Here is a 16,775-nt window from a genome sequence, read left to right on the forward strand (position 1 = left end):
CCCGGGCGGGGCCGGCGGGGCGAGGTCAGCTCGAGGTGCCGAGCCAGCGCCCGAATCCGCCGTGGAGCACCAGCCAGGCGATCAGGCCGTAGCCGGTCTGTCCAGGGTGGCCGCCGCCGGAGCGGGTGAGGTCCGACTCCCACTGCTCGTGGCCCACCAGGCCGCCGACGGTGTCGACGTAGGGGATCCGACGACGGGAGCAGACGTCCTCGAAGGCGCCGGAGAGCTCCCGCACCGCGGCCGTCGTCCCGGGATCGCTGCTGGGGGTCGGACCCACCACGAAGGCGGGGATGCGCAGCCGCTCCAGACCATCGAGGACCTTGGCGAGGTTCAGTCGCGAGCGCGCCAACGAGATGCCGGTGCCCACGTCGGCGCGTCCCAGCGAGATCACCACACGGTGGTCGACCGAGCCGTCGGCCTGTCCCTCCTGCGAGAAGCGGCGCTGCACCTCGTCGTCCCAGCGCTCCGCGAGCTGGGCGGAGGTCTCGCCGGGAAGCGCCGCGCTGAACACGTCGATGCGGCTGGACGCACCCTGCTCGCTGGCCACGGCGCGGCCGAGCCAGCCCAGCGCGCGGGCGTCACCGACCCCGGCGAGGAGCTCGTCTCCGAGCGCGATGATCCGGATCCGGGGTTCCGGAGACGAAGCGGGCGTCATGGGCACGGTGGGCACCGGGACCTCCTGGACGGGGACGGGGAGCGTCAACTCTAACGGCGGTGCGGGCCACGGGCGAACCCGTGACCCGCGATGGTGCTCAGGACTCGAAGGCCCGCGTGAGCAGATCCTCCTGCTCGACCTTGTGCGTCGAGTTCGACCCGGTCGCCGGGGAGGCGGAGGCGGGACGTGCCACGATACGCAGGGTACGGCCCACCTCGACGGCGAAGTTCATCGCCATGAAGCTCCAGGAGCCCTGGTTCTGCGGCTCCTCCTGGACCCAGGTGAGCGTCGCGTCCGGGTAGCTGTCCAGGACCGCCTGCAGCTGTTCGGTGGGCAGCGGGTAGAGCTGCTCGACCCGCACGATCGCGGTGTCGCTGGTGCCGAGCTTCTCGCGCCGGGCGACGAGGTCCCAGTAGACCTTGCCGGAGGTCAGCAGCACGCGGGTGACGCCGGAGGGATCCACGGTGGTGTCCGGGAGGACGGGCTCGAAGGTCCCGGTCGTGAAGTCCTCGACGGAGCTGACCGCGGCCTTGTTGCGCAGCATCGACTTCGGGGTGAAGACGATCAGCGGCTTCTTCGGCTCGGTGAGCGCCTGCTTGCGCAGCAGGTGGAAGTAGCTCGCCGGGGTCGACGGCGCCGAGACGCGCATGTTGTTCTCCGCGCACAGCTGCAGGAAGCGCTCGATGCGGGCGGAGGAGTGGTCCGGTCCCTGGCCCTCGTAGCCATGGGGCAGGAGCATGACCACGCTGGAGTTCTGGCCCCACTTCTGCTCGGAGGCGGAGATGAACTCGTCGATGATCGTCTGCGCGCCGTTGACGAAGTCGCCGAACTGCGCCTCCCACAGCACCAGCGACTGCGGGCTCTCGACCGAGTAGCCGTACTCGAAGCCGAGCGCGGCGAACTCCGAGAGCGAGGAGTCGTACACGTTGAAGCGGGCCTGGTCCTCGGAGAGGTTGGTCAGAGGGGTCCAGGTGTCGCCGTTCTCGTGGTCGATCAGGACGCTGTGCCGCTGCACGAAGGTGCCGCGGCGGGAGTCCTGGCCGGCCAGTCGCACGCGATGGCCCTGCATCAGCAGCGAGCCGAAGGCGATCAGCTCGCCGAAGGCCCAGTCGATGCCGCCCGAGGTGGACATCTGGGTGCGCCGCTGGAGGACGGTCATCAGCTTGGGATGCACGGAGAAGGAGGCGGGGACCTCCGACTGGACCTGGCCGATCCGTTCGAGGACGCCGGTCTCGATCGAGGTCGTCGCCTCGCTGGGTCCTCCGGCGGCCTTCTGCGAGTCCGGAAGCTCCAGGCCCTGGACGTTCTCCTGGGAGGAGGACTCGGAGGACTGAGAGGCGCGGGTGGAGGCGAAGGCCTCGTCCAGGTGCTCCTGGAAGTTGCGCACCAGCCCGTCGGTCTCCTCCTCGGTGAGGTCGCCGCGCTCGATGAGCGTCTCCATGAACAGCTTGCGGGTGGAGGGCTTCTCCGAGATGAGCTTGTACATCTCCGGCTGGGTCATCGAGGGGTCGTCGCCCTCGTTGTGCCCGCGACGGCGGTAGCAGACCATGTCGATGACCACGTCGCGGCGGAACTTCTGCCGGAACTCGAAGGCGATCTCGGCGACCCGCACGCAGGCCTCGGGATCGTCGCCGTTGACGTGGAAGATCGGCAGCTGCGTCGACTTCGCGACGTCCGTCGAGTAGAACGACGAGCGGGAGGAGTCCGGCAGCGTCGTGAAGCCGATCTGGTTGTTGATGATCACGTGGATGGTGCCGCCGGTGCGGTAGCCGCGCAGCTCCGAGAGGTTCAGGGTCTCGGTGACCACGCCCTGACCGGCGAAGGCGGCGTCGCCGTGCACGAGGACCGGCAGCACCGGGAACTCCTCGGGACGCTCGAGGCGGTCCTGCTTGGCGCGCACGATGCCCTCGAGGACCGGGTTGACGGCCTCCAGGTGGGACGGGTTCGCAGCGAGGTAGACCTTCGTGGAGCTGCCGTCGCGCGAGGTGTAGGAGCCCTCGGTGCCGAGGTGGTACTTCACATCGCCCGAGCCGAGCTTCCTGCCGTAGTTGCCCTCGAACTCCTGGAAGATCTGACCGTAGCTCTTGCCGGCCAGGTTCGAGAGCACGTTCAGGCGACCGCGATGCGACATGCCGATCGCGACCTCGTCCAGTCCCTGGCCCGCCGCGCGGTCGAGCACCGCGTCGAGCATCGGGATGACGGCCTCGCCGCCCTCGAGGGAGAAGCGCTTCTGGCCCACGAACTTGGTCTGGAGGAAGGTCTCGAACGCCTCGGCGGAGTTCAGACGATCCATGATGTGGGTCAGCTCGCCCTTGTCGAAGGGGCTGCGCGGCGTCTCCATCTTCTGCTGGATCCAGTCGCGCTCCTCCGGATCGGAGATGTGCATGTACTCCACGCCGATGGTGCGGCAGTAGGCATCGCGCAGCACGCCGAGGATGTCGCGCAGCGAGAGCTCGTCCTTCCCGCCGAGGCCGCGGGTCGGGAAGCGCCGATCCAGGTCCCACAGGGTGAGCCCGTAGGTCTCGACGTCGAGGTCGGGGTGGGTGCGCACCTTGTACTGCAGCGGATCGGTGTCCGCCATCAGGTGCCCGCGCACGCGGTAGGCGTGGATCAGGTCCATCACCCGGGCGAGGCGCTCGGAGGTGGTGTGGCGGAAGGGGTTGTCCGGCACCCAGCGGACCGGCTGGTAGGGCAGGCGCAGCGAGGCGAAGACCCGGTCGTAGAAGCCGTCCTTGCCCAGCAGCTTGTCGCCCATCCGCTTGAGGAACTCGCCGGAGGCGGCGCCCTGGATGATGCGGTGGTCGTAGGTCGAGGTCAGCGTCATGACCTTCGAGACCGCGAGCTCGGCGAGGGTGGCGGGGCTCGCGCCCTGGAACTGCGCGGGGTAGTCCATCGCGCCGACGCCGACGATCACGCCCTGGCCCTGCATGAGGCGGGGGATCGAGTGCACGGTGCCGATGCCGCCGGGGTTGGTCAGGGACACGGTGGTGTGCGAGAAGTCGTCCATCGTGAGCTTGCCCGCGCGGGCCTTCTTCACGACCTCCTCGTAGGCCTTCCAGAAGCCCTGGAAGTCGAAGCGCTGGGCGGCCTTGATGCTCGGCACGACGAGGCCGCGAGAGCCGTCCGGGCGCGGCATGTCGATGGCGAGGCCGAAGTTGATGTCCTCGCGCTTGAGCAGGAGGGGCTTGCCCTTCTCGTCCACGTCGAAGCCGTTGTTCATGTCGCCGACCTCGGTGATCGCCTCGATCATGGCCCAGCCGATGAGGTGGGTGAAGGAGACCTTGCCGGCGCGGTGGCGCTTGAGGTGGTTGTTGATCACCAGGCGGTTGTCGAACAGCAGCTTCACCGGCACGTCGCGCACCGAGGTGGCGGTGGGCACGGCGAGGGACTCGTCCATGTTCCGCGCGACCGCGGCGGCCGGGCCGCGCAGCTTGACGACCTCGGGCTCCCGCAGCTCCACGGCCGGGATCTGCGCGGTGGTGGTGGGGACCTTCGCCGGGCGATCCGAGGTGGTGGAGACGGCGGGGGCCTTGGCGGAGGCGGATTCCGGGGCAGGATCGGCGTTCACGGCGGGGGATTCCTTCGAGGGCTGGGAGGCGGCGGCGGGGGCGTCGGCCGGGGTGGAGGTGGAGGCGTCGCCGGCGGGGCCGGAGGTCTTCGCGGACGTCGCGGAGGCAGGGGCGGCCGTCGAGGCCGAGGCCTCGGCATCGGCCTTCTGCCCGGCGGGGTCCTTCGCGGCGGGGGTGTCCTGCTGCGCCGCACCGGTGGGTGCGGTCTCCGCGGGCGTCGACGCTGACGTCGCGGGGGTGTCGGTGGGGGAGGAGTCGGTGCTCACCGAGCCCTGGGCGGAGAAGAACTCCGCCCAACTGGGGTCGACGCTCGAGGGGTCCTCGCGCCACTGCTCGCGGAGTGCGTCCACGAGCCACTGATTCGGGCCGAACTCCGCGGAATCGGAGTCCTGTGTCTGCTGTGACACTCTGAGATCGCCAGCCTTCTCACGGTCGGGTGATACGGAATGCAGCCAGCCTAGCCGCAGGAGATGCTCGCCGTGCACCGTCGTGTGTGCTGGACCGGCGAAGATGCTGTGGAGTGTGTGACATCACGGCCCGGCCGGGGTGTCCGGGAGGACCACCCGGATGAGGGAGGAGCGTCCCTCGGCGGCGTGCTCACGACGGGGATCGTCGAGCACCTCGATGGTGCCGCCGTGCAGGCCCACCGCCCAGCGGGCGATCGCCAGCCCCAGACCGGTGCCGCCGGAGGCGTCGGCCAGGCCGCCGCGCTGGAACCGTTCGAAGACGCGCGAGCGGTCCTCCCGAGCGATGCCGGGCCCCTCGTCGTGGACGTCGATCCGCACCCCGTCGTCCTGGGCGGTGCGGTGAGCGGAGACGTGGATGCGGCCTCCGGCGGGGGAGTGGCGGGCCGCGTTCTCGAGCAGGTTGTGGATCACCTGGTGCAGGCGCGCGGCGTCCGAGGCGACCACGAGGTCGGCCGGCTCCACCTCGATGATCCAGCGCACGTCACGACCGCCGGAGGCGAGGGCCGCGGCGTCGACCACCTCATGGAGGAACGGGGTGAGCTCCACGTCCTCGACGTCTAGCTCGACCACGCCCGCATCGAGCCGGGAGAGATCCAGCAGATGGTCCACGAGCTGGGAGAGGCGCTCGGTCTCGGTCAGCGCCACCTCGAGGGCCGCCGGGTCCGGCTCGGTCACCCCGTCCACCAGGTTCTCCAGCTGGGCGCGCAGCCCGGCGACCGGGGTGCGCAGCTCGTGGGAGACGTTGGCGACCAGGTCCCGACGCATCCGGTCGGTCTGCTCGAGCTCCGAGGCCATGGTGGAGAAGGCCGCGGCCAGCTGACCGACCTCGTCCCGGCTGGTGGTGCGCACCGTGCGGCTGTAGTCGCCGCGCGCCATGGCGCGAGCCGCTCCGGTCATCTCCCGCAGCGGGGAGGTCATGCCTCGGGCGAGGAGCTGGGTGAACACGAGCGCCACGATGACCACCAGCGGCAGGGCCAGCAGCGGTTCGATCCCGGCCCGGATGCTCACCTGGGTCAGCAGAGCCGCGACAGCGACGCTCGCCCCGACCAGGATCCCGAGCTTGACCTTGAAGGAGCCGAAGCGCTCCAGCGGCCGGACATCCAGGCGCTCCGGGACCCGGCGGTGAGGGTCGCCGGCTCCCTCCGACGGTGAGGTCACGAGTCGTCGTCGGGGAGGTTCGGGGTGGCCAGCGAGGAGAGGTCCGACGGATCGGCGGCGCGCTCGTCACCGGTGCCGGCCCCCTGGTCCTCGGGATCCGCCGGGATCTCGAGGGCGTAGCCCACGCCGTGGACCGTGCGCACGAGATCCGAGCCGAGCTTCCGACGCAGGGCCTTGACATGCGAATCCACGGTGCGGGTGCCGGTCGCATCCACCCAGTCCCAGACATCCGCCAGGAGCTGCTCCCGGGTGAGGACGGTGCCGGGCGCGTTGGCGAGGCAGAGCAGGAGGTCGAACTCCGTGGGGGTGAGGTGGGCCGGGACACCGGCGCGCATGACCCGTCGGCCGGCGCGGTCGATGACGAGGTCGCCGAACTGGAGCGCCACCTGCTTCTCGGTCTCGGTCGGGACCGGGGCGGCGACGCGACGCATGCGACGGAGGAGGACCTTGAGGCGGGCCACCAGCTCGCGCATGGAGAAGGGCTTGGTCATGTAGTCGTCGGCACCGACCCCGAGCCCGACGAGCATGTCGGTCTCGTCATCGCGGGCGGTGAGCATGAGGACGGGGACGGGCTCGTCGGCCTGGATGCGTCGGCACACCTCGAGTCCGTCGAAGCCGGGGAGCATCACGTCCAGCACCACCACGTCGGGGCGCACCTCGGCGACCGCGCGCACGCCGGAGGGGCCGTCGGGGGCGGTGGTGACCTCCCACCCCTCGGCGGTCAGACGATCGGCGATCGCACGGGTGATCGTCAGCTCGTCCTCGATCACGACCACGCGCACGGGCGCGGTGCCGGGGGCAGCGTTCTGGTCCGGGGTCGACATGGCGCCACTCTAGACGGCCGCCCCTGGACGCGGACCGGGACGCGCCCGCCCGCGATCGCGCAGGACGTCCTCGCGATCGCGTACGACGCCCTCGCGGTCCGGGCGGCGCGCGATGCGGACCGACGCCCCGGGGCGGGACCGCTCGACGCGGAGCACCGGTGCCGCTGTGACCCGCGGGTCGCCCCGCGCCCCGCCGACGTGACCTGTCACCCGCGACCCAGGGCCCTCTCGTCAAGACCGGGCAACCTTTGGGGCATCTGGGCAAAAACTTGGCAATGTCCCGGCTCGCACCTCGTCTGTCCAGGTGGGAGGCACGTAAGTTGTTCGAGGTTGTTCGGCGACGCGTGCTTCCCCTGTCCGGCGTCACGATCGGACAGACGTGTGAACAAGTACAGCTCCAGTCGAATCGGAAGAGGTCACCACGTGGCGAATCACCGCGCCGTCGGTCGTGCAGAGGTGCGCAAGCACCGTCTCGCGGGAGGCACCCACCGCGACTCCGCGATCTCCGCCGGAGCGGTGAAGGTCGGAGTCCTCGGCGTCCTCGCCACCGCCACCATCGCCGCCCCTCTGGCAGCAGCCGCCGCCGGCGTCGAGGAGTCCGCCCCGCAGGGCGAGACCATCGCCCAGGCGCAGCCCGTCGCCGCCCCGCAGGCACCCGCCCCGGTCGCGCTCCCCGCCGCCGACGCCGCACAGGTGGCGTCCGCGGTCCGTGCCGACGGCGACGCCGCGAACCGGTCCGAGGAGCGCACCTCCCCCGCCTCCTCCGAGAAGACCGAGAAGGCGCAGCCCGCCGTGACCGCCGAGCCGGAAGCCTCCGGCATCGAGGTCTCGGTCCCCGCTCCCGTCGAGGAGGCCGCCGCCGCGCAGCCCGTCGGCCATGAGGGCTACCTCCGTCCGGTCGACGGCCCGATCACCTCCGGCTACGGCGGCCGCGTGCACCCGGTCCTCGGCTACTTCAAGGGCCATGACGGCGTGGACTTCGGTGCGGCGTGCGGCACGCCGGTGCACGCGGCCCAGGCCGGCACCGTGGTCGCCGTCGAGCACAACAGCGCCTCCGGCAACCGTGTGAAGGTCGATCACGGCAACGGTGTCATCACCGGGTACTACCACCTCCAGGGCTTCAACACCTCGGTGGGCGCCACCGTCGCCGCGGGCGACACCATCGGCTATGTCGGCTCCACGGGTCGCTCGACCGGCTGCCACCTGCACTTCGCCAAGATGGACGAGGCAGGCAACTACTCCAACCCGATGTCGATCCTGCGGTGACCACCCTCGGGTCGCCGATCGTCCTCGGAGTCGAGTCCTCCTGCGACGAGACCGGCTTCGGTTTGGTCTCGGACGGAGTCCTGCTGGGACAGGGGCTCGCCTCCAGCGCCTCGCAGCATGCCGACTTCGGGGGAGTGGTCCCCGAGATCGCGGCCCGAGCGCATCTGGAGGCCGTCGTCCCCACGCTCCGGATCGCCCTGGACGACGCCGGTGTGGATCTGCGGGAGATCTCGCACGTCGCCGTGACCTCCGGTCCCGGCCTGGCCACTGCCGTGCACGTCGGCCTCGCCGCGGCGAAGTCGATCGCCTGGGCGCTGGGCAAGCCGCTGTACGGCGTCCACCACCTGGCCGGTCACGCAGCCGCCGACACCCTCGAGCACGGCCCGCTCCCCGAGCGGAGCATCGTGCTCATCGTCTCCGGCGGCCACACCTCGATCCTCGCTGTGGGCGACCTCGTGCGCGATCCCATCGAGCACCTCGGCGACACCCTCGACGACGCCGCGGGCGAAGCCTTCGACAAGGTGTCCCGGCTGCTGGGACTCGGCTACCCGGGCGGGCCGGCCATCTCCCGAGCCGCCGTGGACGGGGACCCGAAGGCCTTCTCCTTCCCGCGCGCGATGCTGCGCCCCAAGGACGCACCGTTCACCTTCTCCTTCTCGGGGCTCAAGACGGCGGTGGCCCGCACCGTCGAGACCCTCGAGCGCGCCGGAGACCCCGTGCCGGTGGCGGACATCGCCGCTTCCTTCGAGCAGGCCGTGGTCGACGTCCTGGTCAAGAAGGCGCTGCGCGCGGTCCGGGAGCGCGAGCTCGACACTCTCGTGATCGTCGGAGGCGTCGCCGCCAACGCCCGGCTGCGCGCCGAGGCGCAGTCGGCCTGCGATGCCGCGGGCATCGAGCTCCGCGTCCCACCCATGCACCTGTGCACCGACAACGGGGCGATGATCGCTGCGGTCGGCGATCTGCTGGTGCGCTCCGGCGCCGAGCCGAGCGGTCTGCACATCGCGGCGGATCCCTCCGCCGTGCTGCACGGCGCCCAGCTGCCGCTGCTGCGGTGAGGTCCCGCTCACACCGGCCGCCCGCCGGCGGTGCTGAGGGCCGCGACGCCCGCAGATGTTGCTAGACTTCCCACGTCCGCCCGCGTAGCTCAGTGGATAGAGCGTCTGCCTCCGGAGCAGAAGGTCGTAGGTTCGAATCCTGTCGCGGGCACCCCTGGAATCCCCGGTCAGAGACCCACTCGGTCACTGATCGGGGATTCCTGCGTCCCAGCGCGTTCCCGCCGGCCCCGGGGCGCGGGGCACCGGGCCCTGCACGCGTGCGGGACCGGCGGCGCCTCTCACGGCCTCAGCTCTGCTCCGACCTCAGCTCCAGCAGCCGACGCAGCAGATCCCGCGCCGTGGACGTGTCCGAGATCCTCCAGGTGGCGGCGGTGTCCCCACCGCCCACCTTGACCGCCACGTCGCGCTCTCCGAGCTGCCCGAAGACGGATTCATCGGTGACGTCGTCGCCGAGGTACAGCCAGGCGTCGGCGGCGCTCGCTCGCGACAGCGCGTCGATCGCCACGCCCTTCGAGGTGTGGACGACCGCGAACTCCACGACCTCCTTGCCCGGCGTGACGGTCACCTCCGGCAGGGTGGTCGCGTACTCGAGGGCGGACTCGGTGGCGTTGATCCCACCGCGCCCCGTGGCGTTGCGGGTGTGGAGAACCGCTGCGGTCGGCTTGGTCTCGACCTCCGTGCCGGGGTGGGCGCGGGCGATCCGTCGCAGCGTGGCGGTGATCTCTGCGAGCTGCTCCTCCTTCTCCGCGGTCATGGTCAGCGCGGACTTGTCCAGCACCTCGGCCTGCATCCACGGCGGGAGCGCCCCCACCTCGGCGCCGTGCGAGCCCACCAGGACCACGGAGCTCGGCATCGAGGTGTGGGAGTCGAGGTCGGCCAGCGCGCGACCCGAGACGAGGGCCACCGCCACCCCCGGGAGATCGGAGAGCTCCCGCAGGGCGGCGAGGGCGTCGGGATCGGGCTGCACGGCATCGCGGTCCTCGATGATCGGCGCGAGGACGCCGTCGAAGTCCGAGGCGATCAGCAGGCGCGGCACCTCCGTGAACTCCCGCAGCGCCACATCGAGCTGAGCGGGATCGCTGGGCTCGTCTCCCGTGAGCCGGACCGCCTGCACCGCGGCCACCTGCGGCGAGCCGGTCGCCGTGAGGCGCTCGAGGAACTCCTTCGCCCAGAGCTGCACGTCGTGCTCCATCACCTGGTGGCGCAGCGAGCGCATCGCCTCCTCCTGCTCCTCCGGCGGCATCGCCAGCGAGCGCAGGATCGCGGCCTTGAGCTCGTCGATGTCGTGCGGGTTCACCAGCACCGCGGCGCGCAGCTCGTCGGCCGCGCCGGCGAACTCGCTGAGCACGAGCACGCCCTGCAGATCCGGGCGGGAGGCGATGTACTCCTTGGCGACCAGGTTCATCCCGTCGCGCAGCGCGGTCACCAGGACCACATCGGCCGCCATGAACAGCGCCGTCATCTCCCGGCGGTCGAAGGAGTGGTGCTGGTAGGAGACCGCGGGCCGGCCCAGCGGGGCATGCTCCCCGTTGATCCTGCCCACCGTCAGCTCCACCTCGTCGCGCAGCTGCTGGTAGGCCTCGACCCGCTCCCTCGACGGAGTGGCGATCTGGATCATCACGGTGTCGTGCGGGTCGATCGAGCCGTCGTCGAGCAGCTCGCCCCAGGCCTTGAGGCGGTGGCGGATGCCCTTGGTGTAGTCCAGACGATCCGCGCCGAGCACGATCCGCTGCGGATCGCCGAGGTCCCTGCGCAGCTGGGTCGCCCGCTCGCGGATCCCCGGGTCCTCGGTGAGGGCGGAGACGGCGGCGGAGTCGATCGAGATCGGGAACGTCTGCACCACGACCTCCCGCACCGGTGCGGCGCCGATCCCCGGCACCGAGATCGTCATCCCGTCCACGTGGAGCCCCAGCAGCTTGCGGACCGCGGAGAGGAAGTTCAGGGAGTCGCTCTCGCGCTGGAATCCCACCAGATCCGCGCCCAGCAGGCCGCGCAGGATGGAGTTGCGCTTGGGGAGCTGCGAGAACAGCTCGACCGGGGGGAACGGGATGTGGTTGAAGAAGCCGATCCGCACATCGCTGCGGCGGTCCCGGATCAGGCGGGGGACCAGCTGCAGCTGGTAGTCGTGTACCCAGATGGTCCCGCCCGGGGCCGCCACCGGTGCGGCCACCTCGGCGAAGCGGCGATTGGCGGAGAGGTAGGTGTCCCACCAGCCTCGATGGAACTCGGGGTCGACGATCACGTCGTGATAGAGCGGCCAGAGGGTGCCGTTGGAGTAGCCCTCGTAGTACCGCTCGACGTCGATCTGGTCCAGCGGCACCGGGTAGAGGCTCATGCCGTCGGCCTCGAACGGGGCGGGGGCCTCGCCCGGCGACCCGGCCCAGCCCACCCAGGCGCCGGAGTCGACGGTGCGCATCACGGACTCCATCGCGGTGACGAGGCCGCCCGGGCTGGTGACCCATTCGGTGGCGCCGTCGGGCAGCGTGCGCGAGTCGACCGGCAGCCGGTTGGCGACGACCACCAGCTCGTGCTCGCCGGGACGGTCCTGGGCCGTGGGTGTGGTGGGCACCGGTACTCCTTCGCAAGGCGTCGATGTCGGAAGCGGAGGAGGGGCGGTGCCGTCCCGGGGGACGGTCCGCACCTGCTGAGCCGACGTCTCGACACTACCAAGTGCGATCGGTCACGCGGGACGCGGTCGGTCCGCGTGGCCCTGTCGTGATCTGCTGTTCTGACCTGCATGGACCGCTCCCTACCGGATGGACGGAGGGTGGGGCGGTGCTCTGCTCGCGGGCCGGACGCGAGTGCGGCGACCTCGACCCGCCGCCTACCCTCGAAGGGCGCCGATGGCGCGAGCCGCCCGGCGAGACCGCGGGGCCGGGACCGGTGCGAGACCAGGAGCAGACATGCGCGCCCACGAAGCCGGAGCACTGCACGGCAACGACGCAGCCCCCACCTGGCTGCCGTACCCCAGCGACGTCAACCACCTCATCGAGGGGCTGTGGTCGCGGAACACCACCCGCAACGCCGACGGCGCGGTCGAGGTGGGCGGCGTGGACGTGCGCCGCATCGCCGAAGAAGTCGGCACCCCCGCCTTCGTGCTCGACGAGGACGACTTCCGTCATCGCGCCCGCTCCTTCCGCGACGCCTTCGCCGAGGCGTTCCGCCCTCATCGCGGGGCGGAGGTCTACTACGCCGGCAAGGCCTTCCTCTGCGGCGCGGTGGTGCGCTGGGTCCAGGAGGACGGTCTGGGACTGGACGTCTGCACCGGCGGCGAGCTCGCCGTCGCCCTGCGTGCCGGCTTCCCGGCGGAACGCATCGCGCTGCACGGGAACAACAAGTCCGAGGCGGAGATCCGCCGCGCCCTCGAGGCCGGCGTGGGCCGCATCGTGATCGACTCGCTCGACGAGATCGATCTCGTCGACGCCGTCGCCGCCGAGCTCGGCCTGCGCGCCTCGGCGATGCTGCGGGTGACCACCGGCGTGGAGGCCCACACCCACGAGTTCATCGCCACCGCCCACGAGGACCAGAAGTTCGGCCTCTCGCTCACCGGCGGCGCCGCCTTCGAGGCGGTGCGACGGGTCCTGGACGCCCCCCACCTCGATCTGCTGGGACTGCACTCCCACATCGGCTCGCAGATCTTCGACACCGGCGGCTTCGAGGTCGCCGCCCGGCGCGTGCTCGGTCTGGTCGCCCAGGTCCGAGACGAGCTCGGGCACACCATCAACCAGCTCGACCTGGGCGGCGGCTTCGGCGTCATGTACAACACCCAGCACACGCCCTCCACGCCGGAGTCCCTCGCCGACGGGATCGCCGGGATCATCGAGAAGCAGTGCCACGAGCTCGACCTCGAGGTCCCCCACCTCTCGTTCGAGCCCGGCCGCGTGATCGCCGGGCCCTCCACGCAGACCCTGTACTCCGTGGGGACCGTCAAGGACGTGCGCCTCGGCGGCCCCCACCACCGCGTGTACGTCTCCGTGGACGGCGGGATGAGCGACAACGTGCGCACGGCGCTCTACGACGCCGACTACTCCTGCCTGCTCACCGGCCGGTCCTCGGACGCCCTGCCCGAGGTGGTCCGCGTGGTCGGCAAGCACTGCGAGAGCGGCGACATCGTGGTCAAGGACGAGTACCTGCCCGGGGACGTGGCGCGCGGCGATCTGATCTCCGTGCCGGTCACCGGCGCCTACTGCTACTCCCTGGCCTCCAACTACAACCACGTGCCGCGCCCGCCCGTGGTCGCCGTGCGCGACGGGGAGATCCGCACGCTGATACGGCGCGAGACCGAGGAGGACCTCCTCGGCCTCGACGTCGGCTGACCTCAGACCGCCCCGTCGCATTCGTTCACGCCGGGACACATCGGACGGCAGCCCTCGACTAGAGTGCGAGAGCCCGTCCCCGCCCGCCCGTCGGACCTTGTGGAAGGACCATTCCGCCCATGTCACAGCACCCTTCCGGCAGCCCAGCATCCGGGGAGCACCCCGCCCTCTCGGCGCTGCCCACCCTCCGCGTCGCGGTCCTCGGGGCCGGCACCGTCGGCGGCGAGGTGCTGCGCCTGATCTCCCAGCAGGGGGAGGAGCTCGCCCATCGCGTCGGGGGTCGCCTCGAGGTGATCGGCGTGGCCGTGCGGGACCTGGACCGGGATCGCGGTGAGCACGTGCCGGCCGAGCTGCTGACCGCGGACGCCGCCGGTCTGGTCCGCGACGCCGACCTGGTGGTCGAGGTGATGGGCGGCATCGAGCCCGCCAGGACGCTGCTGCTGGACGCCATGGCCAACGGCGCGAGCGTCGTGACGGCGAACAAGGCTCTGCTCGCCCAGGACGGCGCGACCCTCTACGAAGCCGCCGACGCCCACGGCGTGGACCTCTACTTCGAGGCCGCCGTCGCCGGGGCGATCCCGCTGGTGCGCCCGGTGCGCGAGTCGCTGGCCGGCGACCGCATCCAGCGCGTGCTGGGCATCGTCAACGGCACCACCAACTTCGTGCTCGATGCGATGACCCGCACCGGCGCCGATTTCGCGGACGCGCTCGCGAACGCCCAGCAGCTCGGCTACGCCGAGGCCGATCCGACGGCAGACATCGAGGGCCACGACGCCGCGGCCAAGGCCTCGATCCTGGCCTCCCTCGCCTTCCACAGCCGGGTGCGCCTGGCCGACGTGCACTGCGAAGGAATCACCCAGGTCTCCGCCCAGGACATCGCCGCCGCGGCCCGGATGGGACGCACCATCAAGCTGCTCTCCATCGTCGAGCGGATCGAGGAGGAGAACGGCGAGCGCATCTCCGCGCGCGTCTACCCCGCGCTGATCCCGCTGGACCACCCGCTCGCGTCGGTCTCCGAGGCGTACAACGCGGTCTTCATCGAGGCCGACGCCGCCGGTTCGCTCATGTTCTACGGCCAGGGTGCCGGCGGGGCGCCCACCGCCTCCGCGATCCTCGGCGACGTGGTCTCCGCCGCCCGTGCCCGTGTGCACGGCGGGGTGGGGCCGCGGGAGTCGCGCTACGCGGAGCTCGAGTCGATCCCCCTCGAGGAGCTGCGCAGCGCGTTCTACGTCTCGCTCACCGTGGAGGACCGCCCCGGCGTGCTCGCCGAGATCGCCGGCACCCTCTCCGGGTACGGGATCTCCATCTCGACCATCCATCAGGAGCTGCTCGAGCAGGAGGAGGACGCCACCGAGCCGGCGCGGGCGCACATCGGGATCAGCACCCATCGTGCGCTCGAGTCCGCGATGACCGCGTCCCTGGACGTGTTCTCCTCCACCGCCACGGTGCTGAGCATCGATTCCGTCCTGCGCATCGAAGGAGAATGACCACATGGCACACCAGTGGCGCGGCGTCCTCGCCGAGTACCGAGAGCATCTTCCGTTCGCCGAGAACGACACCCTGCTGACCTTGGGGGAGGGCGGGACCCCGCTCATCCCCGCGCCGGCGCTGTCGACGGCGGTCGGGGCAGACGTCCACATCAAGGTCGAGGGCATGAACCCGACGGGGTCCTTCAAGGACCGCGGCATGGTCTCCGCCATGTCCAAGGCCCTGAACGACGGGGCGACGGCCGTGGTCTGCGCCTCCACCGGCAACACCAGCGCCTCCGCCGCCGCGTACGCCACCGCTGCGGGGCTCACCTGCGCGGTGCTGCTCCCGCAGGGCAAGATCGCCGCGGGCAAGCTGGCCCAGGCGGTCGTGCACGGCGCGAAGCTCATCCAGGTCGACGGCAACTTCGACGACTGCCTCGAGATCGCGCGCAAGCTCGACGCGGAGCACCCCATCGAGCTGGTGAACTCCGTGAACCCGTACCGCCTCCAGGGACAGAAGACGGGCGCCTTCGAGGTGTGCGACGCCCTGGACGGCGCCCCGGACATCCACATCCTGCCCGTCGGCAACGCGGGGAACATCTCCGCCTACTGGATGGGCTACCGCGAGTACCGCGACAAGGGCATCACCGACTCCGTCCCGCAGATGTGGGGCTTCCAGGCGGCCGGGGCCGCGCCCTTCGTGGCCGGTCACCCGATCTCCGATCCCGAGACCATCGCGACCGCGATCCGCATCGGCGCCCCCGCCTCCTGGCACCTCGCGGTCGAGGCGCGCGACGACTCGGGCGGCCTCATCGACGCCGTCTCGGACCAGCAGATCCTCGATGCCCAGAAGCTCCTGGCCGGCGAGGTCGGCATCTTCGTCGAGCCCGCCTCGGCGGCGGGCGTGGCCGGTCTGCTGCAGCAGGCGGAGCGCGGGCTCGTCCCGGCCGGGGCGCGGATCGCGATCACCGTGACCGGCAACGGGCTGAAGGACACCGACACCGCTCTGACCCAGCACGATCTGACCCCCACCGTCGTCCCCGTGGACATCGCGGCGGCGGCGGAGGCCATCGGCCTGTGAGGATCCAGAACACACGGGTCTCCGTGCAGGTCCCGGCCACCTCCGCGAATCTCGGCCCTGGCTTCGACACCTTGGGCCTCGCCCTCGAGCTCTGCGACGACCTGATGGTCGAGGCGACCACGGGCGCGGTCGAGATCGACGTGCGCGGGGAGGGCGCCGGCATGGTCCCCTCGGGGGAGGAGCACCTCGTGGTGCGCGCCCTGCGGCGAGGGCTCGATCACGCGGGGGCGCCCCAGACGGGGCTGCGGCTGCAGGCGACCAACCGCATCCCGCACGGCAGCGGCCTGGGATCCAGCGCGGCGGCCACCGTCGCGGGCCTGCTCCTGGCGCGCGGGATGATCGCGGACCCCGATGCGCTCGACGACCAGGTGGTCCTCCAGCTGGCCACCGAGTTCGAGGGGCATCCCGACAATGCCGCGCCTGCCCTGCACGGCGGGGCGGTGCTGTCCTGGATGCAGGGCGATGCCGCTCGTGCGGTCCCGCTCACGGTCGCCGATCATGTGCTGCGGCCGGTGGTGCTGCTGCCCACCACCACCTTGTCCACCCATCAGGCGCGGGGACTCCTTCCCGCCGAGGTGCCGCATGCCGACGCGGTCTTCAACGCCTCGCGGGCGGCCCTGCTGGTCCACGCCCTCGCCGGGGAGCCGGAGCTTCTGCTCGAGGCGACGGAGGATCGCCTGCACCAGGAGCAGAGGGCGGCGGGCATGCCCGAGAGCGTCGAGCTGATGCGCGTGCTGCGCCGCGAGGGACACCCTGCCGTGGTCTCGGGCGCCGGACCGTCGGTGCTGGTCATGGCCGGGAATCGGGCCGAGCTGGCCCCGCTGGTGCGACGCTTCGTGGCCGATCCTTCGAGCTGGCGGATCGCCGGGGTGGCGCTGCGGAGGATCCCCTCTGCCCCTGTGGTAGGTTGAGCCT

The 16,775-nt window shown here is 71.3% G+C and carries 11 protein-coding genes and 1 tRNA gene; 7 read left to right on the top strand and 5 right to left on the bottom strand.

Going from position 1 to position 16,775, the window contains the following annotated elements:
- Positions 1-25: 25 nt before the first annotated feature.
- The 4 genes from CFK41_RS06910 to CFK41_RS06925 form a co-directional block, all read right to left on the bottom strand.
- The gene (locus tag CFK41_RS06910; protein ID WP_096798989.1) at positions 26-670 is read right to left on the bottom strand and encodes a GDSL-type esterase/lipase family protein; all 645 of its coding nucleotides are present in this window, start codon (positions 668-670) and stop codon (positions 26-28) included.
- 82 nt (positions 671-752) lie between these two features.
- Complete coding sequence (locus tag CFK41_RS06915; RefSeq protein WP_096798990.1) at positions 753-4,631, bottom strand: multifunctional oxoglutarate decarboxylase/oxoglutarate dehydrogenase thiamine pyrophosphate-binding subunit/dihydrolipoyllysine-residue succinyltransferase subunit; 3,879 nt, start codon at positions 4,629-4,631, stop codon at positions 753-755.
- A gap of 123 nt (positions 4,632-4,754) precedes the next feature.
- Entirely contained in the window at positions 4,755-5,849 is a 1,095-nt protein-coding gene (locus CFK41_RS06920; RefSeq protein ID WP_096798991.1) for a HAMP domain-containing sensor histidine kinase, read from the bottom strand.
- A complete protein-coding gene (locus CFK41_RS06925; protein WP_096798992.1) occupies positions 5,846-6,673 on the bottom strand; it encodes a response regulator transcription factor in 828 nt (275 codons plus the stop codon). The genes CFK41_RS06920 and CFK41_RS06925 overlap by 4 nt, the downstream gene beginning before the upstream one ends.
- Before the next feature lie 423 nt (positions 6,674-7,096).
- On the opposite strand from CFK41_RS06925, the gene CFK41_RS06930 reads away from it, so the two are divergent.
- From CFK41_RS06930 to CFK41_RS06940, 3 genes are all read left to right on the top strand, one after another.
- The gene (locus CFK41_RS06930; protein ID WP_227873239.1) at positions 7,097-7,939 is read left to right on the top strand and encodes a M23 family metallopeptidase; all 843 of its coding nucleotides are present in this window, start codon (positions 7,097-7,099) and stop codon (positions 7,937-7,939) included.
- Positions 7,936-8,994, top strand: coding sequence for a tRNA (adenosine(37)-N6)-threonylcarbamoyltransferase complex transferase subunit TsaD (tsaD, locus tag CFK41_RS06935; protein ID WP_096798993.1), 1,059 nt, complete (start codon positions 7,936-7,938; stop codon positions 8,992-8,994). The genes CFK41_RS06930 and tsaD overlap by 4 nt, the downstream gene beginning before the upstream one ends.
- A 78-nt stretch (positions 8,995-9,072) precedes the next feature.
- A tRNA-Arg gene (locus tag CFK41_RS06940) sits at positions 9,073-9,145 on the top strand.
- A gap of 135 nt (positions 9,146-9,280) precedes the next feature.
- On the opposite strand, the gene CFK41_RS06945 is transcribed toward CFK41_RS06940, so the two are convergent.
- A complete protein-coding gene (locus tag CFK41_RS06945; RefSeq protein WP_096798994.1) occupies positions 9,281-11,563 on the bottom strand; it encodes a bifunctional alpha,alpha-trehalose-phosphate synthase (UDP-forming)/trehalose-phosphatase in 2,283 nt (760 codons plus the stop codon).
- 334 nt (positions 11,564-11,897) lie between these two features.
- On the opposite strand from CFK41_RS06945, the gene lysA reads away from it, so the two are divergent.
- From lysA to thrB, 4 genes are all read left to right on the top strand, one after another.
- Positions 11,898-13,310, top strand: coding sequence for a diaminopimelate decarboxylase (lysA, locus tag CFK41_RS06950; RefSeq protein WP_096798995.1), 1,413 nt, complete (start codon positions 11,898-11,900; stop codon positions 13,308-13,310).
- Between the two features lie 119 nt (positions 13,311-13,429).
- Positions 13,430-14,797: a homoserine dehydrogenase gene (locus CFK41_RS06955; protein ID WP_096798996.1), complete on the top strand. Its 1,368-nt coding sequence runs from the start codon at positions 13,430-13,432 to the stop codon at positions 14,795-14,797.
- 4 nt (positions 14,798-14,801) lie between these two features.
- The gene (gene thrC / locus CFK41_RS06960) at positions 14,802-15,860 is read left to right on the top strand and encodes a threonine synthase (RefSeq protein WP_096798997.1); all 1,059 of its coding nucleotides are present in this window, start codon (positions 14,802-14,804) and stop codon (positions 15,858-15,860) included.
- The gene (thrB, locus tag CFK41_RS06965) at positions 15,857-16,771 is read left to right on the top strand and encodes a homoserine kinase (protein ID WP_096798998.1); all 915 of its coding nucleotides are present in this window, start codon (positions 15,857-15,859) and stop codon (positions 16,769-16,771) included. The genes thrC and thrB overlap by 4 nt, the downstream gene beginning before the upstream one ends.
- The last annotated feature ends 4 nt before the right edge of the window (positions 16,772-16,775 follow it).

Origin of the sequence: Brachybacterium ginsengisoli (assembly GCF_002407065.1) — a bacterium.
GTDB classification, from domain to species: Bacteria; Actinomycetota; Actinomycetes; order Actinomycetales; family Dermabacteraceae; genus Brachybacterium; species Brachybacterium ginsengisoli.